Annotated in this window: 17 protein-coding genes; 15 read left to right on the forward strand and 2 right to left on the reverse strand. The window is 48.6% G+C overall.

Translation table 11 applies throughout. The features are described 5' to 3' along the window. Nucleotides 1–169 precede the first annotated feature (169 nt). The 4 genes from polC to QBE55_10175 all read left to right on the forward strand — a co-directional run bounded on the left by polC (nucleotide 170) and on the right by QBE55_10175 (nucleotide 8493). Entirely contained in the window at nucleotides 170–4270 is a 4101-nt protein-coding gene (polC, locus tag QBE55_10160; GenBank protein WZL79918.1) for a DNA polymerase III subunit alpha, read from the forward strand. A gap of 121 nt (nucleotides 4271–4391) precedes the next feature. Continuing rightward, nucleotides 4392–4772 carry a universal stress protein UspA gene (locus QBE55_10165; protein ID WZL77901.1) on the forward strand — a complete coding sequence of 127 codons (381 nt, stop codon included), beginning with the start codon at nucleotides 4392–4394 and terminating at the stop codon, nucleotides 4770–4772. A gap of 245 nt (nucleotides 4773–5017) precedes the next feature. Further along, nucleotides 5018–7369: a hypothetical protein gene (locus QBE55_10170; protein WZL77902.1), complete on the forward strand. Its 2352-nt coding sequence runs from the start codon at nucleotides 5018–5020 to the stop codon at nucleotides 7367–7369. Beyond that, the gene (locus tag QBE55_10175) at nucleotides 7366–8493 is read left to right on the forward strand and encodes a glycosyltransferase family 4 protein (GenBank protein WZL77903.1); all 1128 of its coding nucleotides are present in this window, start codon (nucleotides 7366–7368) and stop codon (nucleotides 8491–8493) included. The genes QBE55_10170 and QBE55_10175 overlap by 4 nt, the downstream gene beginning before the upstream one ends. Nucleotides 8494–8779: 286 nt before the next feature. On the opposite strand, the gene QBE55_10180 is transcribed toward QBE55_10175, so the two are convergent. Beyond that, complete coding sequence (locus QBE55_10180) at nucleotides 8780–10591, reverse strand: IS1634 family transposase (protein ID WZL77904.1); 1812 nt, start codon at nucleotides 10589–10591, stop codon at nucleotides 8780–8782. 476 nt (nucleotides 10592–11067) lie between these two features. Between QBE55_10180 and QBE55_10185 the strand changes: the two genes are divergently transcribed. From QBE55_10185 to QBE55_10220, 8 genes are all read left to right on the forward strand, one after another. Beyond that, on the forward strand, nucleotides 11068–13014 hold the full coding sequence (locus QBE55_10185) for an ABC transporter substrate-binding protein (GenBank protein WZL77905.1): 1947 nt from the start codon (nucleotides 11068–11070) through the stop codon (nucleotides 13012–13014). Continuing rightward, nucleotides 13011–14009, forward strand: a complete 999-nt coding sequence (locus QBE55_10190) for an ABC transporter permease (GenBank protein ID WZL77906.1) — start codon at nucleotides 13011–13013, stop codon at nucleotides 14007–14009. Before QBE55_10185 ends, QBE55_10190 begins: the two co-directional genes overlap by 4 nt. Nucleotides 14010–14023: 14 nt before the next feature. Then, nucleotides 14024–14941, forward strand: coding sequence for an ABC transporter permease (locus QBE55_10195; protein WZL77907.1), 918 nt, complete (start codon nucleotides 14024–14026; stop codon nucleotides 14939–14941). Continuing rightward, nucleotides 14913–15941, forward strand: coding sequence for an ABC transporter ATP-binding protein (locus QBE55_10200; protein WZL77908.1), 1029 nt, complete (start codon nucleotides 14913–14915; stop codon nucleotides 15939–15941). Before QBE55_10195 ends, QBE55_10200 begins: the two co-directional genes overlap by 29 nt. Next, nucleotides 15941–16984, forward strand: a complete 1044-nt coding sequence (locus tag QBE55_10205) for an ABC transporter ATP-binding protein (GenBank protein ID WZL77909.1) — start codon at nucleotides 15941–15943, stop codon at nucleotides 16982–16984. The genes QBE55_10200 and QBE55_10205 overlap by 1 nt, the downstream gene beginning before the upstream one ends. Continuing rightward, on the forward strand, nucleotides 16974–17213 hold the full coding sequence (locus tag QBE55_10210; protein ID WZL77910.1) for a hypothetical protein: 240 nt from the start codon (nucleotides 16974–16976) through the stop codon (nucleotides 17211–17213). The genes QBE55_10205 and QBE55_10210 overlap by 11 nt, the downstream gene beginning before the upstream one ends. A gap of 172 nt (nucleotides 17214–17385) precedes the next feature. Further along, nucleotides 17386–18546, forward strand: coding sequence for a GntR family transcriptional regulator (locus QBE55_10215; GenBank protein ID WZL77911.1), 1161 nt, complete (start codon nucleotides 17386–17388; stop codon nucleotides 18544–18546). A gap of 30 nt (nucleotides 18547–18576) precedes the next feature. Then, complete coding sequence (locus QBE55_10220; protein ID WZL77912.1) at nucleotides 18577–19863, forward strand: glycoside hydrolase family 125 protein; 1287 nt, start codon at nucleotides 18577–18579, stop codon at nucleotides 19861–19863. A gap of 12 nt (nucleotides 19864–19875) precedes the next feature. Here QBE55_10220 and fabI read toward each other — a convergent pair whose 3' ends face one another. Beyond that, complete coding sequence (gene fabI, locus QBE55_10225; GenBank protein ID WZL77913.1) at nucleotides 19876–20646, reverse strand: enoyl-ACP reductase FabI; 771 nt, start codon at nucleotides 20644–20646, stop codon at nucleotides 19876–19878. 252 nt (nucleotides 20647–20898) lie between these two features. Between fabI and tig the strand changes: the two genes are divergently transcribed. Genes tig through clpX form a run of 3 tightly spaced genes read left to right on the forward strand, consistent with a single transcriptional unit; the run spans nucleotide 20899 to nucleotide 24197 of the window. Continuing rightward, the gene (gene tig, locus QBE55_10230) at nucleotides 20899–22296 is read left to right on the forward strand and encodes a trigger factor (GenBank protein ID WZL77914.1); all 1398 of its coding nucleotides are present in this window, start codon (nucleotides 20899–20901) and stop codon (nucleotides 22294–22296) included. Nucleotides 22297–22310: 14 nt separating this feature from the next. Next, complete coding sequence (gene clpP / locus QBE55_10235) at nucleotides 22311–22892, forward strand: ATP-dependent Clp endopeptidase proteolytic subunit ClpP (protein ID WZL77915.1); 582 nt, start codon at nucleotides 22311–22313, stop codon at nucleotides 22890–22892. Nucleotides 22893–22910: 18 nt separating this feature from the next. Beyond that, nucleotides 22911–24197, forward strand: a complete 1287-nt coding sequence (gene clpX, locus QBE55_10240; protein ID WZL77916.1) for an ATP-dependent Clp protease ATP-binding subunit ClpX — start codon at nucleotides 22911–22913, stop codon at nucleotides 24195–24197. Nucleotides 24198–24222: the final 25 nt, after the last annotated feature.

Consider the following 24222-nt stretch of genomic DNA (forward strand, 5'->3'; position numbering starts at 1 on the left):
TATCACTCCCGCCAGACCGCAGATTACGCGGATGGCGGGAGTTTTTTTGCTGGAGTTTTTTATGGAAGAACAGCTGTCTGCCATTTTTTCTCTTTGGTTTCACATGACAATTCCGGTGGAATCCGATATAATGGAGGCAGCAATGATTTGGGGGGAAGGCCAAAGCATCATGAAACGAATCAGTGAGATATTTGACGATTACAACGCAGCAGGCAGCATAGGGGATGCAGTGGTACAAGCAGTTCTCATCCGAAGAAAGGCAAGAGCATTCGAATTGAAGGTCCAATCGGATCAGGAGATCGGATCCGATGAAAGGGAAACTTTGAGCGAATGGATCCGACAGAAATTTGCACTGAATCAGGTTCAAATCCACATTGAATACACCGGAGACGAGGCTGCCCGGATACAGAAAAGGCAGCAGGTACAAAAACAGCGGGCACAGGAGGAACCACCCCAAAAGGCTGAGGCATCGGTTCCGTATGAGACCGTCCGGGTTAAGCCGGCAAAGGTTGCGGAATACCAACAGGGACCGGTGGGACAACCCTATCAGACAGAAAGCAAATCGGCTCTGATTTACGGCAGGAAGACCAAAAAAGCCGCGCCGGTAATCCGAATTGTCGATATTACACCGGAAGAAGGGAAAGTGACCATTGAAGGGGAACCTTCCAATCTGCAGTCCAGGGAGCTGAAAAGCGGGAAAACACTGGTCATTTTTGATTTATACGACGGGTCCAGTTCCATGACATGCAAAGCCTTCCTGAAACCGGGGGAGGACAGCAAGGTGTTGCCCAGACTTCAGAAGGCAAAGGGTGTCCGGGTTTCCGGAAATGCCGGATACAGCAAATTTTCCGGTGAAATTGAGCTGATAGCCTTTGCCATTCTGGAAACGGAAGGCAGGAAAAAGACGGTCCGGCAGGACCATGCGAAGGAAAAAAGAGTGGAGCTGCACTTACATACGCAGATGAGCCAGATGGATGCCGTGTCCAGTGCAACGGATCTGATCCGGAGGGCAATGAGCTGGGGCATGAAGTCGATTGCCATTACGGATCATGGGGTTGTGCAGTCTTTTCCGGAAGCCCATAAGCTTTTGGGGAGGGACAACAAGGATATGAAGATCCTGTATGGTATGGAAGCCTATCTGGTACCGGACAGAAAACCGTCCGTGACGCATCCGGAGGGGCAAAGCCTGGATACGGCCTATTGCGTCCTGGATCTGGAGACGACGGGCTTTTCCCCGATCACGGAGAGGATCACGGAAATTGGGATCATGAAGGTAAAGGACGGCAAAACGGTGGGAGAATTCAACTGTTTTGTCAACCCGGAAAAGCCAATACCGGAAAGGGTTGTGGAGCTCACCCATATCAACGATGACATGGTCCGGGACGCGGAAACCATCGGACAGGTCTTTCCAAAGATGCTGGATTTCATTCAGGGCAGTGTGCTGGTTGCCCACAATGCGGAGTTCGATATCGGATTCCTGAAGCATAATGCCAAAGCTCTGGGACACGAATTTCACTTTACCTATGTGGACACCCTGTCCCTGGCAAAAGCCCTGTTTCCTGATTTTAAAACCTATAAACTGGGAAGGATCGCAAAGAAGCTGGGAATCCGGGTGGAGACCGCCCACAGGGCCCTGGATGATGTGGACACCACCGTTCAGGTCTTTCGGGTGATGCTGGACAAGCTGAAGAAAAGGGGAGCCAAAACACTGGAGGACATCGACCGGTATGCTTCGGATGAGGAGTCCAGAAACGAAGCCTATAAGAAGCAAAGCACCTATCATGCCATTATTCTGGCAAAGAATAACACTGGTTTGAGGAACCTTTATCGGCTGGTATCCTGTTCCCATCTGGATTATTTTTATAAAAAGCCGCGCATTTTGAAGAGCCTTTACCGAAAATATTCCGAAGGCCTCATTCTGGGCACAGCCTGCAGCGAAGGCGAGCTGTACCAGGCCATTCTCCTGGGGAAATCCGATGAGGAGATTGAGGCCATCGCGGAGGATTATGATTACCTGGAAGTCCAGCCGCTGGGGAACAACGATTACCTGGTCCGGACGGGACAGGTGCCGGACCGGGAGTATTTAAAGAAAATCAACCGGAAGATCGTCGCTCTGGGGGAAAAGCTGGGAAAACCTGTGGCAGCAACCGGAGATGTCCATTTTATGGACCCGGAGGATGAGATATACCGACGGATACTGGAGGCAGGCCAGGGATACAAGGATGCGGACAATCAGCCGCCGCTGTATTTCAGGACGACGGAGGAGATGCTGGAGGAGTTTTCCTATCTGGGAGAGGAAAAGGCCTATGAAGTGGTTGTGACCAACACAAACCGGATCGCGGATCTGTGTGAACCGATCAGCCCGATTTCCCCGGAAAAATGTCCGCCTCATATTGAGGGCTGCGAAAAGACCATAAAGGACAGTGCTTTCCGCAGGGCTCATGAACTGTATGGCGACTCTCTGCCGGAAATCGTTCAGTCCCGGCTGGACAAAGAGCTGGATTCCATCATCAAGAACGGATTTTCCGTTATGTATCTGATCGCCCAGAAGCTGGTGGCAAAGTCCAATGAAGATGGATATCTGGTTGGTTCCCGGGGTTCCGTAGGTTCTTCCCTGGTGGCGTTTATGACCGGCATAACCGAAGTAAATGCCCTTCCGCCTCATTATCGATGTTCCAAATGTCAGTATTCCGATTTTGAGGACTATGGGGTGCGGAACGGCTTTGATCTGCCGGACAAGCGCTGTCCCGTATGCGGGGAGCCGTTGGCCAAGGACGGCATGAATATCCCGTTTGAAACCTTCCTGGGCTTCAACGGCGACAAGGAGCCGGATATTGATCTGAACTTTTCCGGGGAATATCAGGCAAAAGCACATAAATATACAGAGGTGATCTTTGGAAAGGGTACCACCTTCAAGGCAGGAACAATCGGTACCATCGCCGAGAAAACCGCTTTTGGCTATGTGAGAAAGTATTTTGAGGAACGGAATATCCATGTGAACAAAGCGGAAATTGCCAGAATCGCCAGGGGCTGTACCGGGGTGAAGCGGACCACCGGCCAGCATCCGGGAGGAATTATCGTTGTTCCGAAGGGGCGGGAGATTTACGAATTCTGTCCGGTGCAGCATCCGGCGGATGACTCGGGTTCCGATATCATCACAACGCATTTTGACTATCATTCCATTGATCAGAATCTGCTGAAACTGGATATATTGGGCCATGATGACCCGACGGTGATCAAAATGCTTCAGGACATTACCGGAGTGGATCCCAGGAAAATCCCCATGGATGACAAGGAAACCATGTCCCTGTTCTCCTCCACCGATGCGCTGGGGGTGACCCCGGAGCAAATCCATTCCCAAGTGGGAACTCTGGGGGTTCCGGAGTTTGGGACCCGGTTTGTCCGGGGAATGCTTGTGGATACCAAGCCCAGGACCTTTGCGGATCTGCTCTGCATATCGGGCCTTTCCCATGGCACCGATGTCTGGCTGGGCAATGCCAAGGATCTGATTGACAAAAGAACGGTTTCCCTGAGTGAAGCCATATGTACCCGGGATGATATCATGATGTATCTGATCCGAAAAGGCCTGCCGTCCAATACAGCCTTTCGGATTATGGAGACCGTACGCAAGGGCAAGGCCCTGAAAGAGCCGAAATGGGAGGAATACGAAGACCTGATGAGGGAGCATGAGGTACCGGATTGGTACATTGATTCCTGCAGGAAAATTAAATACATGTTCCCCAAGGCCCATGCTGCGGCTTATGTCATGATGGCCTTCCGGATTGCCTGGTTCAAGGTCCATATGCCCATGGCTTATTATGCGGCATACTTTTCCATCCGTGCAAAGGCGTTTGATGCGCAATACATGATCTATGGGAGGGAAAAGGCACAGGCAAAAAGAAAGGAAATTGAAATGATGGGGAATGACGCCGGCCCAAAGGATAAGGATATGTATGAAGATCTGGAAATCGTTCTGGAAATGTACGAAAGAGGTTTTCGGTTTCTGCCGATTGATCTGTACAAATCCCATGCAACAAAATTTATAGTGGAGAAAGATGGTTTGCGGCCGCCCTTCAACAGCATGCCCGGCACGGGGACCATTGCGGCGGAAAGCCTGTACCATGCTGCCAGGGAAATGCCGTTTTCCTCAGTGGAGGATGTTTCAAGACGGGCCAGGGCGGGCAATTCCATCATCGATATCCTCCGTCGGTTTGATTGCCTGAAAGGCCTTCCGGAAAGCGACCAATTGAGCCTGTTTGATGTGATGTGACGGCTTCCTGTGCTTTGTAAACAAAGGATGAACATTTCCGGAATAAATAGATTGCAGGGGGGGGCCATGGTATAATAAAAGGGTCGGACAAGATCATGGTTGAAAAGGGGAAGGTAATGGTATGGATGTTCCAAGGGTTATGGTATGCGTTACCCGTCAGAAGACCTGTGAGCGGCTGATCAAAGTCGGACAGAAGCTGGTAAACGGTACCGGCGGAAAACTGACTGTGGTACATGTAACAAAAATCGGGGTTCATGTTCTGGGCAATCCGGATGAGGGAGAAGCGCTGGATTATCTGTTTCAGATATCCAAACAGGCAGGGGCGGACATGACGGTTCTTCGTTCTGAGAATGTTCTGAATACTCTTTTGGACTATGCCAGGAAAAACGACATTACCGAGATTGTAATGGGGGAGTCTCCGGATCCGGGAAGCGGCAATTCGATGATCCAGAACATGGAGTATATGCTGCCGGGCACCAAGTTTGACGTGGTTCCCTCCTGATACCGTTCCTGTCTTGCATTCCGGAGAACTACGGGATTCTGTACCTGTATTTTTATAGATGAAATGGTAAAAGCTCTCTGAGCATCGGATACCGGTGCTTTGGAGAGCTTTTTTCGTTATTTTTCCTTGCTTTTCCTTTGAAGATTTTTGGGAAAGCCGTCTTTTTCTGCTTCTCCTTTGTTTGAATGAATCATCCCATCCTGGGCAAAATGTAGAAAAGAGTGAAAAATGAGGGAGCAGCTTATATGAAGAGAAGACGGATGAAATCGCCAGGGCTTTCCACAGTCCTTGCTCTTGTGTTCTGCGCAGTGATTGTGGCAGGCCTTGCGGCAGCATTGCACCTTCCGGACCGGAAGTCGGGCAGGGCAGACCCACCTGGCCTGAAAGCCTGTTCGTCCATGCCATCTTTCGATGCGGATCGGTCGCCGCGGGCCGGTGGAAAGGCAGTTGTGGTTTTTCTGGATCGGGTTGGACTATCGGATTTAAACCAGGCAAACACCCCCCATATCGATCATTTGATACAGAACGGCGGAATCGGACTGATGACCACCAATACCGGCGGGAACCGATCCCAAAGGGACACCTATATCACCATGGGTGCAGGAACCAGGATCATCGGTTCGGCCAAATCCTCCCTTGCCTTTGATGCAGGGGAGGATTATCAGGGTGTATCTGTCGGATCCCTTTATCAGCAGATATCGGGGAGGAATCCGCCTGCGGAAGCTGTGGTTGATCTGGGCTATGCACAGTCGGTCCGCAACAATTCGAAGAAACCCTATACCGTAACCATTGGTGCTCTCGGTACCGCATTGCGGGACGCCGGTTATCATGCCGCTGCCGTCGGAAACTGTGATACTCCCAATGAATATCATCGCTATCTGGCACCTTTTCTCATGGACGATCAGGGAATCATTCCAGGAGGATCGGTGGACAGAAGCTTTCTCGTGGAAGACAACAAAAGGCCCTTTGGGATCCGTACAGATTATCAGCTTCTGTATGACAAGGTTCAGAAGATATGGGGCGATTCCGACGTCATTGCCATACAGCTGGGGGATACCTCCCGGGCGGAGGACTTCCGGCAGGAAGCAACCGATGCGATGAATGAACAATACAAGAAAACAGCGATTGAAGAAAGCGATGCCTTTATCGGCCGTCTCGCGGACCGTCTGGATCTTTCCCGGGATCTGGTCCTGCTCGTGACCCCTTTGGGACCTGCCCGCGATCTGGCGGAGAACAACCGCCTGACGCCGGTGGTCGCAGCGGGGCCCGGCCTGTCTGCGGGACTGCTGTCCTCTGCTTCCACACGGAGGTCCGGAGTGATTACAAATCTGGATGTCGGAGCAACGGTACTGGATTATTTCAATATTCCCCGTCAGCCGGGGCAGCTGGGATCCGGAATTTTTACCACGTACCCTCCGAAAGGGCCGGCGGACCTGGAAGCATTCAATACGCGTCTGACGGAAATCTATAATCAACGCGGATTTTTACTGCGGAGCTATGTGGTTGTACTTGTGATTCTGCTGATCCTGTCTCTTCTGGTGGTTCTGTTTGCCAGAAGGTTTCTTCCCTATGTGAAAGTCTGTCTGGTCTTTCTGATGGTAATTCCTGTTTCCTATCTGCTGCTGACCTTGTTTCATCAGTCCACCGCTGCCGGCAGCTTTCTGCTGTCCTGGCTTCTGGCGGCGGGAATTACCGCACTTTTCTTTCTGAAAAAGCAGAATACCCTGAATCGGATTGCTGTCCTGTGTTTTGCCATGGCAGGACTGCTGCTGGGAGATCAGCTGACCGGTGCACATCTGATCCAGGGCTCTCCCCTTGGCTATGATGTCATAAGTGGTGCAAGGTTTTACGGAATTGGCAATGAGTATATGGGAATCCTGATTGGATCGGTATGCAGCGGCGCAGGGGTGTTCTGTGAAATTAGGGACAAAAAGGGCGGCAGGCCCATGCGATGGGTTGTACCGGCGCTGTTTGCCCTGACGCTGTTTATTCTGGCGGATCCGGGTCTGGGCGCCAAAGTGGGGGGCATCATTACGGCGACGACGGCCTTTGCCTGTTTCTTTCTTTTGATGCGAAAAGGCCGCATACGGCTCCGGCATTTCATCCCCATTGCCCTTCTGGTTGTCGCACTCCTTACGGGTATTTTTATGTTTGACAGCATGCGGACAGCGGACAGTCAGACGCACATGGGGCTGACGGTGCGTTTGATCCGGCAGAATGGCCTGACGGAACTTCTGTATATTATGAAACGAAAGATTCAGATGAATGTCAAGCTGATCCGCTATACCATCTGGACCCGTGTTTTCCTGCTCTCTCTTCTGGCCATGACCGTACTTATTTTTCGCCCGGTGGGGATCTTCCGGGACATGACCAAAAAGTATCCCAAAGCCATCAAAGGCTTTGCTGCTGCCATTCTGGGCTGTATCACGGCTCTGCTTGTCAATGATTCCGGTATTGTGGCAGCCGGGACAGGGATGATCTACACTGCCCTGCCTGTGCTGCTGCTGGTAATGGATCAGCTTTCCCAGGGAGAAGGAACAGAGGAAGAGAAGGCTGCAGTGGGTAACGGAAGCAGCAGAGGAAGGAACCCGTTATGAAAATCATGGAGCTGGTCCGGAAAGCGGAAGGGGGAATGAAGGAACATGCCGTTCTCCTGATCAGGGGCCTGCTTCAGAGTGGACACCAGGTCATTGTGCTGTGTGATTTTCCCCGGAGTGATCTGGCCAGTCTGGAAAAGGCTGGGGCACAGGTAATTGCATTTCGCTTTCCCGGTACAATACAGCCGTTACAGGATGCCCGGAAGATTGCGGAGCTGTATTCCCTTCTCCGCAGGGTAAAGCCGGATCTGTTGCACTGTCATGGCTTTAAGGCCGGCTTGATTGGCAGAATGGCAGGCTGGATGTCCGGATGTCCCCTTGTTTATACCGTACATAATATGGTATTGCATGGCAGGGGGAAAACCGGCCGCTTTCTTATATGCCGGTTTGAAAAATGGATGGAACAAAGAACCGATGCCATTATTTGTGTTTCCCGGGCACTGAAGGACAGTATGACCGGGGAAATGGGACTGCATCCCGAACCGATCCGGGTAATCCGCAATCCCAGACCGGAGTGGGATACCGGTGATGGAGAGAAGGTAAGAAGGCAGTACGGTATCAGGGGAGACAACATTCTGATCGGGACAGTGGCCCGACTGATCCCATCCAAGGGAATTCATTTTCTGTTGGAAGCGGTTCCCTCTGTACTGGATCGGTATCCCTGTGCCGTTTTGATGATCACCGGTTCCGGGCCGGAGGAAACCAGCCTGAAGAATCTGGCCGAACGTCCTGGAATTGCCGGGCGGGTGATTTTTACGGGTCAGGTTCACAACATATGGGATTATTATGCTGCCTTTGATCTCTTTGTCCTGCCGACACTGTCCGAAGGTCTTGCCATGACTCTGCTGGAAGCCATGTCGTTTGGACTGCCCATCATTGCTTCTGCCGTGGGAGGAACCCCGGAGCTTATCACCCATGGTAAAAACGGTTATCTGATCCAGCCGGGCAGACCGCTGGAAATAAGGGACGCCCTTCAATACTGTCTGGATCACCCTCAGATCGCCATATCGTATGGCCGGCAGGCAAGGGAAGATGTGAGGCATGGCTACAGCCGGGAGAAAATGATAAAAGAAACAATTGCTGTATTGGAATCCGTCCTGGAGAAAAAAAGGCCCAATGCGTAAGAACCAGCAATACAAGATAGTATACCAATGTAAGCTTCGTAAGCTTATTTTTTTCGCTTCTTTTTGCTTTATCTGCCTGTTGCTTTTTCAGAGTTCCATTCCAGGCCTGATTAAGTCCAGCGTAGCAATATAAAAATATTGTGGCAATACAGAAACAAGTAAAGTATCATAAAAAATGTATTGTGCTTATAGTAAAATATATTAAAATGATATTGACATATAAATAAGTATGGTATATTATAAACTCAAGTTTGACAGTAAAAAAGAGAAAAAGGAGCCGTAAGCCTTAGGTATGAGCAAGGTTGCGGCTTTTATCATATGAGAAGAAGTTGTAGTGAAAATTATCTTTTTTTGCTTGTCCTAAACTTTTTTTAATTTCGGATCGGGTAAGTCTCTTCTTTGTAAAATCGAAGCCCATTGCCTTACCGATTGCATCCGTTACATCTGACCTGTAATCAAAAAGATAGATATTTTGGGATTCAGGTGAGCAGGTAATGTTCTTCAGGGCATTGATGATAGCTTCGGGGGAGTACGCGCCACCAAGACGTTTTTGGATCAGTCTGAGGATTACCAGCGATATATAACAAATGAGGAAGTGCGCATGAATCCTGTCTTTACGGGAAACGTACACAGGCCGCGTTTCAAGATCACTTTTTGTAACACGGAAATTATCCTCAATTCGCCAGAGCCCGCGGTACATATCGATGATCCTGTCATCAGAGAATGTGTCGGATCCATCTTCATCGAACAGGTTTGTCACGATGCAGTAATAACCGTCATACTTTTCATCTTCCCTGAATTTCTCCATGTCGATACATGGCCGGCCTTTGGGAGCTTTTTTGATTTCACCTGTTTTCTTATCCACCTTGATATTCTTAACATATCTGAGAGCCCCATAGGACGTGGCCCTTGTGTATGCAGACGGTGTTGAGGCGATACACTGGGCCTTTTTGAGCACAGCTTCCCGTTTCGCTTTGGAGCGGTCCGCATACTTCTTGTTATAGAAAACGATTTGCCGCTGATCCACAAGTACCTTCTTTTTATATGTTCTTCCGCCTTCCTTTAACATATCGACTTCTATCTCCCGCCTGATTACCCGGGACTTGCGCTTGTACTGATCACTGAACTGCTTGTAACCGGATTGATTATTAACATAATCCTTGAATTCTTTGCTTCCTCCCCGGATCGTCTGGCTGAATACGTAGGAGCATTTGCCGCTTTCCAGGTAATAGATGTTGTTCCCGGTATTTTGGGCCGCATCAGCCACTGCGACAACTCTGCCGGATTCATAGGCTCGTACAAGCTCTCCAATCATAGGCCTCAGGTGCAGCTTTTCCGAATTGTTACCAGGGAACAATTCGTAAGAAATCGGAATGCCATCCGCATCCATGGCAAGGCCCAGCTGTACAATGGGATCGGGCCGGTGTTCCTTGGAAGGACCTTTTGCCCTCAGTTCGTCTTCCATATCAATCTCAAAGTAGTAATTCGTCGCATCATAATATACCAGGCTGGTGTCCCGGCTGTATTGCTCTGTAATCCGCTTATGGATTTGAAGCTGTATGGCAGAATCGATCCCTGCATAAAAGCTCAGTGACCGGTATATGTCAATAAGGGAGAAATCATCTTTCTTCTCGAAATCAAAATAGGTGCTCCGATGCTCAAAGGTGCGTTTCTTTGATGCAGGTTCAAGAATCCGCGATATGACAAGCAGTTTCAATATGGTGCTTGTGTTGTAGTCGAAATTCCTGCCTCTCTGCCTGTTGAGAAGGAGCCGGTCCAATCCCAGCTCATAGTAGATCTTTAGAATGGCAATATATCCAAAATTTTTACGGCCGGCTGTATTTTCAGGGAGAACAGTGTCCTTACGTTCTTTTACGATATATTCCGCATCGTTTAAAGCCTTTTCTTTGTTCTTCTCCTCTACATAGGCCTTAAAGTGGGCAATGGGATCATCGTAAACTTTTTGAAGATCATCCAGATACCCGAAGGACTCGACAGTAGTACTGCCTGGATATTTCTTTCCTTTTTTCCGATAGCTTTGCGCCATGCTTAAGTATGTACGTCCAGTTTTTTTGTTTGTTACAGTTTTTAGATACATGACAAAACCTCTCCAAACGGTGTAATATATATCTATTATACCATATATCTCTACGATTGTCTACTATTATTTATCATAATTTTGGTTTAAAAAAAGCCCTGTAGCCTATCGGCTGCAAGGGGTTCAGGAATCGTTGTTCTGTTTTCTACTGTCAAAGAAGCGTGCTTATAGTAAAATATATTAAAATGATATTGACATATAAATAAGTATGGTATATTATAAACATGTTATATATGCAAAGCGGTATGATATATCATTATTAATGCTGAACACAAAAATTGAATGGTGGAGGTGATGGCATAAAATCCATTCCGTCTTTTTATAAAGTATTAAAGAAGGATGTACTGCTGCCAAAGACACCTATACTAATTTAGCATCATTGACATATAAATATAACGACTGTCTGATTTCATGCATCCGGAAACCAATTTATGTGGAGAGGATATAGGATGAATCTTAGAAGGAGGTATTATACCATGAAAAAGAGACTCATTTCCATTTTAATGACGATCTGTCTGTCCATCAGCCTTGCAGCGTGCGGGGGCCCACCTCCGGGAGAAGAGACGGCGGAAACGGCACCTGCAAAGGCAGAGATCAAAAAGGGCGAGAAGGTCTATATCACAGAGGGAGGAATTCCTGATCCGGCTACATTTATCGCGAATCAGCATTCAGAGGCAGGTACCGGAAACTTTGGGGATCTTGCCTACGAGGGCCTGATGAGGTATCAGCGCGGAACCGATGATATCCAGATGCAGCTGGCGGAGAGCTATACGAATGAGGGGAACAAAACGATTTTTAAACTCCGCCCCAATGTGAAATATAACGACGGCGAGCCATTTACAAGTAAGGATATCTGGGCATTTTACGCGATCAACCCGAACACCCCGGTAGAATATCTCAAGAGCGTGGAGACGCCGGACGACTTAACGGTTGAATTTGTCTGGAGAGAACCTGCTCCATCTGAGCAGCTTCGGATCATGCTGATCACGAGGGAGATTCATCATGCGAGATGCCCTTACCATATTTATGGGAAATATGCAGATGAGTTGAGCAAACTTTGGGCAGAGCTTCCGGATCTGACTCAGCAGCAGATCGAGGAAGGCGTGAAGGCTCCATGGGGCAAAGACCGGACGGCGGATCCGAAGACTGCCGCCAAAATCGACGATGTGTATAAACAGTACACGCACCACGAAGAAAAAAAGCACTATGTAATCGGAACCGGTCCTTATGTAAATGTACTGGGACATACCATGAACGAAGCGATCATGATTCCGAATAAATATTACTGGAATAAGGATATAAAGCTCTTTGACAAGATTATCATCCGAAAGACAACGGGCGAGACCAAGGCCAATATGATGATGAACGAAGACATTTATGCGATGGACGGAACGCTGCCGAAGGATATGACGGAGAAAGTTCTCTCTTCCAACAAAAATGTGATTTATTATCCAATGAAGGATCCGGCATGTATGGGTGTTTACTTTAACACAAAGTCCGAGAGAGTTCCGATGGACAAAAAGGAGTTTCGTCAGGCACTCAACTATATTGCAGACCGGGAGGCAATCCGTGATATCGGATCCTACCAGTCGGATACCAATCCATATTCCACTACAGTCATTCCGCCCTCGATGCTTGAGAAATATCTGAATCCGGAAGTCATTGACAGGATGAGAAAGTATTCCACGGATCACGACAAAGCGGCAGAGCTGCTCGAAAGTATCGGCTGTACCAGGAAAGGGGATGAGTGGCTCAGCCCGGAAGGAAAACCAATGAAGATGGTGATCGGAATTGATAAGGGATGGTATGTTGCCACACTGATTGCACCTGCACTGGCAAACCAGTTTAAGAAATTTGGCATTGACTGTGAGGTGAAGGCAATGGACGGCAGTATGTATGGTAAAGCCGCCGACGAAGAGCACCAGTTTGACATGAGCTTTGACTGGATGAATATCGCCTGGACATTCAGCTATCCGTTTTTCAGCCTGTCCGAGTTCTTTGATGCAGGAAATGGAATGTTCAAGAAGATGAATTTTCCATTTGATGAAAACCGTAAACTTTCCACTCTGGAGCTGGAAGACTGGGATGGGAACAAGTTTAATCCATGGGCATGGACACAGGGCATGCTGCGTGAGAGCGATGAAAATGTCAACAAGGACCATTATGAGAGAATGATCTGGGCAACAAATGAAAATGCTTTCGGCATCAACTTCTTCCAGAACACAACCGGGTACTGGGAAAATATGAAATACGTCTCCGGACTTCCCATGCTGGACCGTCTGACCGACGACCGCTGGATGCCGATCCCTGAAACAGAAGAGGACGATATTCAGGTTCGTAATCTGAACGTCGGTCAATCCGGATATATTCGTAAAATGTGGATGCTGCAGCCGCCGGAAGATAAGGAGAAGGATGGAAAATGAAATCCCGATACTACATCAACAAGGTCGGCATGGCAATACTTACCATAGCACTTTGCTCCATTCTTACTTTTGTACTGTTTCGCCTGATGCCGGGTGATATCTTTACCGCGAAGGCAAGGGATATGGCAGTTGAGAGGGGAATTCCCCTGGAGGAGGCCAGAAAACTTGTCGTCAGCAGATATAACTATGACCCGAAGGAACCGATCCCTTCGCAGATGAAGCGCTATTACGGCGCTCTTCTGCGGGGTGATATGGGAAATTCCATGTCGAACTATACGGTAAAAGTTACTTCCATTATAGGCTATTACATGCCGTGGACGTTATTTCTGGTCTCTATTGCCCTCATCCTGAGCTATCTTCTTGGTACGTGGCTGGGAAGTATTATGGCCTGGAAGCGAAAATCCGTGGTGAGTGCACTGATTGCCGCTTATACAACCATTGTAAATGCGATTCCGCCGGCTCTTGTGCCGACACTCGTCCTTGCAATCTTTGCATTTGGATTGAGATGGTTCCCGATACAGGGGGCTTATTCTTCGAATCTGACCCCGGGCTTCAACTTTGCATTTATTAAAGATATGTTCTGGCATGCGGTGCTTCCGGTGTTTGCCTATACCTGCACGCAGATCAATACGTGGGTGATGAATATGAAGGGCAGCTGTGTCAGCGTTATGGCCGAGGATTATGTCTCGGCTGCCTATTCCCGCGGAATATCCAGCAAAAGGATACGAGAGAAATATGTAAAAAAGAATGCTTCCCTGCCCCTTTACACATCACTTGCCATCAGCTTTGGATCCATGCTGGGAGGTGCGACCTATATGGAGGGACCATTTGCCTATCCGGGCATCGGATCACAGCTTGGTGCGGCCCTCGGAAACAGAGATTTTACCGTCTGTCAGGGAATTCTTCTGATTACGACGACTGCGACAGTAGCAGCAAGTCTTGTGGTGGATCTGCTTTTACCGAAACTGGATCCGCGTGTAAAAGCTGAGGACTGATAAGGAGGGGAATGATGAGCGCAGTCAGATCGTTTTTCAAGACGATGTATCAAAACAAACAGGCTTTTATTGGAATGATTATCCTTATAGCCTTTCTGCTGATCGCTACGATTGGGACAAAGGTTGTACCGCTGGATCTCGGAACGGATTTCGAGCATCGGTATCAGATGCCCTCTCCCGCTCATCCGCTCGGGACGGACTATGTGGGAAATGATTTGCTCCAGCAGATTGTGCATGGCACGAAATCGGTGCTGTACATCGGTCTTCTGGCATCGCTGTTCACTGTGGCGCTGGGCTTCTTTCTGGGAGCCCTCGCCGGTTTTGCGGGTGGCATTACAGACCGGATCATCTCGCTTGTGGCGCAGGTTCTGATCAGTGTGCCAATTTTCCCGATTCAGCTGATCATAGCGGTTGTATTTCCAATCAAGAGCACCGTCATGCTGGCAGTCGTTCTCGCGGTACTCAGCTGGGCACAGCTCGCCAGAAATGTCAGGTCAACAATTCTTTCCCTGAAGCAGAGAGAATTCGTCCTCATTGACAGAATTATGGGAATGCCACAGTGGTATATCATATTGAAAGAAATTCTGCCAAACGTGACTTCTTATCTTGCCTCGACGTTCGTGCTGAACACGAATGCTGCCATTGCATCCAGTGTGGCGCTGATGATGCTGGGGATGGCGCCGTATGATGTCACACACTGGTCGATCATCCTCTCCAATGCCACCGCACAGGCGGCAAGCGGCATGAATACGGCAGGAATCTTCAACATGCTGGTTCCGACCTTTGCATTTGTGCTCCTGCAGATGTCTCTGATCTTCTTTGCAAATGGATTGGATGAGGCGCTGAATCCGAGACTGCGCTCTGCCGCGAGTGCCAAAAAAAGCAAAAGGAGGGGTCGTCCGGATGTCAGTCAAAGAACCGTCAACAAGTAATATGAAATCCGATATTTTTGGGGACATCATTCTGAAGATCGAAGATCTGTGCGTCGACTTTCTGCTGCCGGACGGGGATCTTCACGCAGTCTGTCATCTGGATTTTGAACTGCCTGCACATAAAATCACGGGGCTTGTCGGTGAAAGCGGGAGCGGTAAGACAACGCTCACCAGTGCGATTCTTCGTACAGTATCCGCACCAGGCGAGATTACACAGGGGAAAATTCTCTTCGGGAATCAGGATATACGGAAGCTTTCCGAGGAGACACTGCGCAGATTTCGCTGGAATGAGATTTCCATGGTTTTTCAGGCGGCCCAGAACTCTTTGAATCCTTCGATGACCATCCAGGAACAGTTTGTGGAGACAATTATGGCTCACCACAGGAATAGGAGCAACAAAGAGATGATGGAGATATCGAGAAAGCTTTTAAAGCAGGTGAAGCTGGAACCGGAGCGGATCCTGAGATCTTATCCCCATGAGCTTTCCGGCGGGATGAAGCAAAGAGTGATGATTGCATTTGCACAGCTGCTCGATCCGCCGGTCCTTCTGCTTGATGAACCTACCACGGCACTTGACGTGATTACACAGGATTACATCTTTACGCTTCTTGTGCAAATGCATGAGAACATGCATAATACGATGCTGCTCTCCACCCATGATATCGCAATCGTGGCGAGAGTCTGCGATTATATGGCGGTGATGTATGGCGGACGAATTGTTGAGATGGGAGATATTTTCACGATGTTTGAAAACCCGCTGCATCCCTATACACAGATGCTGATCAAGGCAGCGCCTTCCCTTGTTGGAGAATTGAAGGAACGGGTTGCCATACCGGGCTCTGCTCCGGACCTCATGAAGCCACACAAAGGTTGCATTTTCGCTGACAGATGTCCTTACTGTGAGGACCGGTGCCTTACGGAGGAGCCAGGACTTGAAGTGGCCGGAGAAGAGCATCTGGCTGCCTGCCACAGAATTTCCGGAAAGGAGGGGCAACCGTAATGGAAAAGACAACTCCGATTGTGAAGCTATCCCATGTAGAGGTCAACTTTAACAAAAAGACGGGGCTGTTCCGAAAAGCAGATTATGTGAATGCACTGCACGATATTAATTTGTCCATATATCCCGGAGAAGTAGTTGTTCTCGTGGGAGAGAGCGGAAGCGGAAAGACAACGATGGCAAATGTAATCGCCGGCATCGTACATCCAACCTCGGGAAAAGTGTTTTTTAAGGGCACGGAAGTGCCGGAGATGAATCAGGAACAAAAGGAAGAATACCGGAACAACATTCAAATGGTGCAACAGGATTCCTATGCTTCCCTGAACCCGATGCGGAGGATGATTAAAATTCTTGGTGATCCGCTTGTGATCAAGAAGTATTCCGACAAGAAAAATGTGGAGGAAAAAGTCTCTCATTTTCTGAATACCGTGGAACTGACCCCTGCGGAAAACTTTCTGCAGAAATATCCGCATCAGCTTTCCGGAGGACAGAGACAGCGTATGTTGATCGCACGTGCAATCTCCATGAATCCGAAGCTGCTTCTTGCGGATGAACCGGTTTCCATGATTGACGTATCTCTTCGTGTATCCGTGCTGAATCTCCTTGCAAAGCTGAATCAGGAGGACAATATTGCCATCGCCTATATCACGCATGATCTGGCGACGGCACGTTATGTGGGGCAAAATGGAAGAATCGAGGTGATGTACATGGGAGAGATCGTCGAATCCGGACGCCTGCAGGAGGTTCTTTCGCATCCAAAACATCCTTATCTGCGTGCCCTTTTAAATGCTGTGCCGATACCGGATCCGAAGATTGCGAGACAGCCACGGGAGACCAGTATCAAGACGATGGAAGAAATCGAAGGTACTATTCCGTCTGGCTGTCGCTTTCATAACAGATGCCGGTACTGCAAAGAAATATGCAAAGAAAAGAAACCAGCTATGGAGCAGCATGGATCATCCATGGTGGCATGCCATCGCACAGCGGAACTTCCTCCATTTACACTGTATCAGAATGCAAGGGAGGATGCCAATCTTGAAAAATAAAGAAAATAATCACAAAGGCCTGACAGAACAGGATGAGCTCGTGATCCGTCAGACAAAACCGTATCTGTCCGGTTCGATTCTTTGTTGCGTACTTTCCATATGCTGCCTCATTATAACGGGAATACAGCCGAAAGAGCCAGGTTTCTGGCTATGCGTCGCTACGCTGCTGCTGAACTTCCTGTTTATAACAGGAGTTTATAGAAAGACCCGGAAAATAAGAAAGCCATAGCCATTCCACCCGCTTTGATCCCCCAAAATTTGGACGGTAAGGGATATTACAAAACAAACAGTTTTCTTTCAAATTAATATTGACATATCATTTCTATATGGTATATCATATTAAGGATAGGCAATGGCAGGACGAATGTCCTGGAACGTCCAATAGAAATGGGGTGCAGCTTATGAGCGAAGCGAGTTTACCATTGTATCAGAAAATTTATAATGATCTTGTTGAAAAGATCACACAGGGGGATTATCAGGAGGGGGATCGGATTCCATCCGAAAAGGAACTGGCGGAGGAATACAATGTCAGTCGCATTACCAGCAAAAAGGCGCTGGAAATGATGGCGGAACGAAGGCTGATCACCCGGGCACCTGGAAAGGGATCCTTTGTAGGGAACCGGGAATCCTCCGAACCGACCCAAACGGACGAGAATCCGGATCTTTTGGATCCGTCCCAACGAAAGCCGATTTTATTTGGCCTCCTTATGCCCGATTTCAGTGAGTCGTTCGGGACGACCCTGATATCCGGTGCCGAACAGGAGGGCGCCCGGGAAAATTGTTATCTCGTTGTCAAAAAGTCATATGGCAGGCAGGATGTTGAGGAAAAGGCCTTGAATGCCCTGTTGGAGCTGGGAGTGGCCGGCATTATCATTATGCCAGTTCACGGAGAACTGTACAGCCGAAAGATTCTGGAGCTGGCCCTGAACGGGTTTCCGATTGTATCGGTGGATCGGTGCATGAATGGAATTCCCATTTCCTTTGTCGGGACGAATAATAATGAAGCATCGGAAAAAGCTACGGACTTTTTGCTGGATCTGGGACATAATCATATTTCTGTTCTGTCCCCTCCCTATCAAAATACTTCCACGATATCGGACAGAGTGGAAGGTTTCATCAAGAGTCATGCACAGCATGGAATAGAAATTGATGATTCCATATGGCGGACCGACTTGATCAGTACCCTGCCAGGTAAGGATTCCGGCAAGAGCAGGCAGGAGGATATTTCAAAAATCGTGGAACTGCTGCGGGACAATCCCGAAATTACATGCCTGTATGCTTTGGAATACAATATTGCCCTTCTGGCCATGCGGGCTGCAAAGTCCATAGGAAAAAGAGTGCCGGAGGACTTGTCCATTGTATGTTTTGACAGCCCGGACAGTCACTATCAATATGAGTGCGAGGGCGGTTACCGGTTTACCTTTGTCCGGCAAAGGGAAGCAGAAATGGGAGCAACCGCAGTTCGTCTGCTTCTTCGTCAGATACAGGAAAAAAAGGGGCCGGAAAAAATCCATCTGGATGCCGACCTGATAATGGGTCTTTCCACAAAAAAGCGTACCTGAAAAGCAACGATTTATAGGAGGAGCAAAACTATGACATCAACGATTGAACAGCTGAAAGGGGAGATCGATCCGGGGAACATCGATCCGCCATTTCTCATGAATCTGTACCGCAATTGCTTTTACAGCACGTTGGAAACGACAACCGAGATGCTCCCGGACGGAACATCATTTGTATTTACCGGGGATATTCCGGCCATGTGGCTTCGGGACTCCTCTGCACAGGTACGGCACTATATCCCTTTTTCCGTGAAAAATGTTTTGCTGCGGCAAATCATCAAAGGGTTGATCAAAAGACAGATGCAGTACATCCGAACGGATCCGTATGCCAATGCCTTTAACAGGGAACCGGACAATGCGGGACACAAACAGGACAGAACCCAACAGAATCCATGGGTATGGGAAAGAAAATACGAAGTGGATTCCTTATGTTATCCCATTCAGCTGTCTTATCTGTATTGGAAGGCAACCGGGGAAACATCGGTTTTCGATAATGGATTCCGGGAAGCGGTCCGCACCATACTGGAGCTTTGGCAGCGGGAGCAGCATCATTTGGATGACTCCCCGTATTGCTTCGAAAGGGCAGGCGGTTCCCCTACGGATACTCTGCAAAACGGGGGCAGGGGAACACCTGTCCGCTATACCGGCATGACCTGGTCCGGTTTCCGGCCCAGTGATGATGCATGTACCTTCCACTATTTGATTCCTGCCAATATGTTTGCTGTCGTCGCTCTTCGATACATTGAGGAGATCGCACGGGATGTCTGGAAAGACGGGACTTTGGCCGGCTCCGCAAAAAAGCTTGGCAGGGAAATCAATGATGGCATTCAGAACTATGGAATCTTCCCTCATCCGAAATACGGGCCGATCTATGCCTATGAGACGGATGGCATGGGGCACTATAATCTGATGGATGATGCCAATGTGCCCAGCCTTTTATCCATACCTTATCTGCAGTATCAGGCGGCGGAGGATCCCGTCTGCGCCCATACCCGCAGATTCCTGTTGAGCAGGGACAATCCCTGGTTCTTTGAAGGCAGCTGTGCAAAAGGCATTGGCAGTCCCCATACGTCAGAGGACTATATCTGGCATATCGGACTGATCATGCAGGCGCTGACCTCCACAGACGAGGAGGAAATCAGGGAGCTGCTGAAAATGATAGCCGGAACCGATGCGGATACCGGCTACATGCATGAAAGCTTTCATAAGGATGACCCGGGTCAGTTTACCCGGCCGTGGTTTGCCTGGGCCAACAGCCTGTTTGCCGAACTGATTTACCGGATCATGAAGGATGGGAAGCAGTATTTATTTCATTGGTAAGGGGGGAGGAAGTCAGCCGACAATGTGATATCCGGCGTCCACATGAATATTTTCTCCGGTAATTCCCCTTGCCATTTCACTGAGCAGAAACACTGCGGTATCCCCGACTTCTTTTTGATTGGTTGTTCTGTGAAGGGGGGCTTTTTCCTCATAAATTCCAAGTACGGAATTGAAATCCTTCACTCCCTTGGCCGATACAGTTTTGATCGGGCCGGCAGAAATGGAATTGACCCGGATGTTCCCCGGCCCCAGGTCGTTGGCAAGATAACGGACGGAGGCCTGCAATGCAGCTTTTGCCACGCCCATGACGTTATAGTTCCTTATGGCGCGTTCCCCTCCCAGATATGTCAGTGTGAGAATGCTGCCGCCTTCCGGCATAAGCGGCCGTGCCCCGCGGGCAACTGCTGTCAGGGAATAGGAGCTGATATTCTGAGCAAGCAGATAACCGTCCCGGGAGGTATTGTAATAGTGTCCCTCCAGCTCTTCGCTTTTTGCAAACGCCATGCAGTGCACCAGCCCATGCAGGATTCCGAAATCGTTCTGTATGGATTGAAACAGCTGATCGATCTGATCGTCAACGGTCACGTCACAGGGATACAGTGCAATGCCAGGCATATCACGGGTCAGATGCTCAATGCCGCCTTTTGTTCTTTCATTCTGATAGGTAAGAATCAGATTTGCACCGGCTTCTGCACAGGACTGCGCAATTCCCCATGCAATGCTCCATTTGTTGGCAACTCCCATAATCAATATATTCCGGCTCTTCAGCAATTCATTCATCATATATCATCCTTTCTGAACCAACTTTTCTTCTATCATACCGCACCATTGTGCAAAAATCCAGTAGAAAAGGAGCAGCAGGTGGTATTGCAATCAATTGTCAGTTATGTTAAGATACAATTTAGGAAATTTAGTATCCGTTTTCCGATTTTTTTGCAATGGAAGTTAGAGGAATCCCTTTTTGGGTTAAGTGATATACTGAAAGGCAAGATATGAACCGGAGAATTGACGGATCATTTAAGGAGGACATTGTTGGTGAAGGTTACAAAAGAAATTCTGGAGAATAAGAAAGTGAAGCTTGAGATTCACATAGACCCCCAGACATTTGAGAAGGGCATGATGAAATCCTATCTGAAAAACCGGAAAAGCATTTCCGTTCCCGGCTTTCGGAAAGGGAAGGTTCCCAGAAAGGTTATTGAAAGGTATTATGGAGAAGCGGTTTTTTATGAAGACGCCATCAATGTCATCTTTCCGGAAGCCTATGATGATGCCGTAAAGGAAACCGGCATTGAGCCCGTTGCCATGCCGGAGATCGATATTGCGCAGATCGGCAGCGGCAAGGAATTGATCCTGACAGCGGAGGTTGTGGTCAAGCCGGAAGTGGAGCTTGGACAATATAAAGGAATCGAAGTGGAGGATGCCAATCATACGGTATCCGATGAAGAAGTGGAAGAAGCATTGAAAAAGGCATTGGATGACAATGCCCGATGGATCGATGTTATCGACCGGGGTGCAGAGAATGGAGACCGGGCAACGCTGGACTTTGACGGATCCGTGGACGGCAGGGAATTTCCTGGAGGCTCGGCGGAGAAACAGTCTCTGGATATCGGATCCGGGCAGTTCATTCCGGGATTTGAAGAACAGTTGATCGGAATGAAGCCGGAGGAAGAAAAGGATATTACTGTGACATTCCCGGAGGATTATCAGGCTGAGGATCTGAAGGGGAAGGAAGCTGTTTTTCATGTGAAAATTCATGATATCAAGAAAAAAGAGCTGCCGGAGAGAAATGACGACTTTGCGAAGGATACCAGCGAGTTCAGTACCCTTGCGGAGTATCAGGAGGATCTCAGGAAAAAGCTGCAGAAAACTGCAGATGAAAATGCCAGAACCACCATGGAAAATCAGCTGATCCAGGAAATCGCAGATCATGCCAAAGTGGATATTCCGGAGAAAATGGTGGATAATGAGATCGACAATATGGTCCGGGACATGGAATATCGTATGCAGTACAGTGGTGTGAACCTGCAGCAGTATCTGGAAGCCACCCATACATCAGTTGAGGATTTTAGGGCACAATATAAGGAAACCGCATACAATAGAGTTAAGATACGATTGGTGATGGAGGCTGTTACCAGGGCGGAAGGCATCGTTGCGACAGACGGGGATCTGGAAAAGAAGTATGCAGAGTTGGCAGAGCAGTATAAAATGGACACAAAGGAAGTAAAAAAGAACTTCGGATCCAATGAGGAGTATCTCAAAGGCAGTGTTCTGTCTCAAAAGACGACGGACATGCTTATGAAGGAAGCCGTCGTGGTCAAGGGCAAAAAGAATCCGAAGGATGGAGCGGAAGAGGAAGATCACAGGAGTTCCCCGGAGGCTTCTGTGGAGGAAGATGCCAGCAATGCCGGCAAGGAATCCGCCGGCGGAAAATAAGGAGGAATTGAGTTATGAGTCTTATACCGATGGTAGTGGAACAGACAAATCGCGGAGAGCGATCCTATGATATTTACTCCCGTTTGCTTGAGGAAAGAATCATATTCCTGGGGGAGCAGGTTACGGATGTTTCAGCCAATTTGATCGTCGCACAGCTTCTTTATCTGGAGTCTGCCGATCCGGACAAGGACGTCCGGCTGTATATCAACAGCCCGGGGGGATCCGTTTCTGCCGGGTTGGCCATTTATGATACCATGCAGTACATTAAATGCGATGTATCCACCATTTGTATCGGGATGGCAGCATCCATGGGCGCATTTCTCCTTGCTGCCGGTACGAAAGGGAAACGGTTTGCCCTGCCCAACAGTGAAATATTGATTCATCAGCCAATGGGCGGAGCTCAGGGACAGGCGACGGATGTTAAGATTCATGCCGATCAGATTTTGAGAGTGAAGGAAAGATTAAACCGCATTCTGTCCGAGCGCACCGGACAGCCTCTTGAAAAGATCGTTCAGGATACGGAGCGGGATCACTTTATGTCGTCTGAACAAGCTAAGGACTATGGCCTGATTGATGAGATCATGACGAGAGCATAGCGGATAAGAGGTGAAGACATGGCAAGATATGAAGACAAGAAGCAGCTGAAGTGTTCCTTTTGCGGCAAAATGCAGGACCAGGTCCGTCGGTTGGTTGCCGGGCCCGGTGTATATATCTGCGATGAATGCATTGAATTATGTCAGGAAATTATTGAAGAGGAATTTGAGGATGCCTCCGATCTGGAGTTCAAGGACATTCCAAAGCCGGATGAGATCAAGAAAATTCTCGACCAGTATGTGGTAGGTCAGGAGCATGCCAAAAAAACACTGGCAGTTGCGGTATATAACCATTACAAACGGATTAACAGTGATGTCCGGAATGACGATGTGGAGCTTCAGAAGAGCAATATTGTGATGCTTGGCCCCACGGGCTGCGGGAAAACGCTGCTCGCACAGACATTGGCCAGAATACTGAACGTTCCATTTGCTGTGGCGGATGCCACATCCCTGACCGAAGCCGGCTATGTCGGCGAAGATGTGGAAAACATTCTGCTCAAGCTGATACAGGCAGCGGATTATGATGTGGAACGGGCTGAAAAGGGCATCATCTATATTGATGAAATTGATAAGATCGCCAGAAAATCGGAAAATCCGTCCATTACCAGAGATGTATCGGGAGAAGGGGTCCAGCAGGCATTGCTGAAGATCCTGGAGGGTACGGTTGCCAGTGTGCCTCCTCAGGGCGGCAGAAAGCATCCCCATCAGGAGTTCATTCAGATTGATACCACCAATATCCTGTTTCTCTGTGGCGGAGCATTTGACGGAATCGATAAGATCATCCAGAATCGGATTGGTAAAAAGACCATGGGATTTGGTGCAGATATCCAAACCAATGCCAATCAGGATATTGGAGAGATTTTGAAGCACATTCTGCCGGAGGATTTGCTGAAATACGGTTTGATTCCGGAGTTTGTCGGCAGACTGCCCATTATTGCCACGCTTCAGTCGCTGGATGAAAAGGCTTTGATTAAGATACTGCAGGAACCTAAAAACGCTTTGGTGAAACAATATCAGAAGCTGTTTGAGATGGATGAGGTGACTCTGGAGTTTGAAGACGGTGCACTGAACGCCATTGCGAAAAAGGCCATTGAGCGAAAAACAGGCGCCAGAGGGTTGCGGGCTATTCTGGAAGATATCATGCTGAATGTCATGTATGATATCCCTTCCAGGGACGATATTGAGAAGTGTATCATTACCAGGGATACGATTCTGAACCAGCAGGATCCGATCCTGATCCTGTCCGAGGGGGAAAAGCCCCGGAAAGCCCTGAAAAAGCCAAAGGAAAAGAAAGAAACCGCATCATAACGCGAAAGCAGAGGGAGCAGACAGC

Source organism: Eubacteriales bacterium mix99, assembly GCA_038396605.1.
Taxonomy (GTDB): domain Bacteria; phylum Bacillota; class Clostridia; order Caldicoprobacterales; family DTU083; genus UBA4874.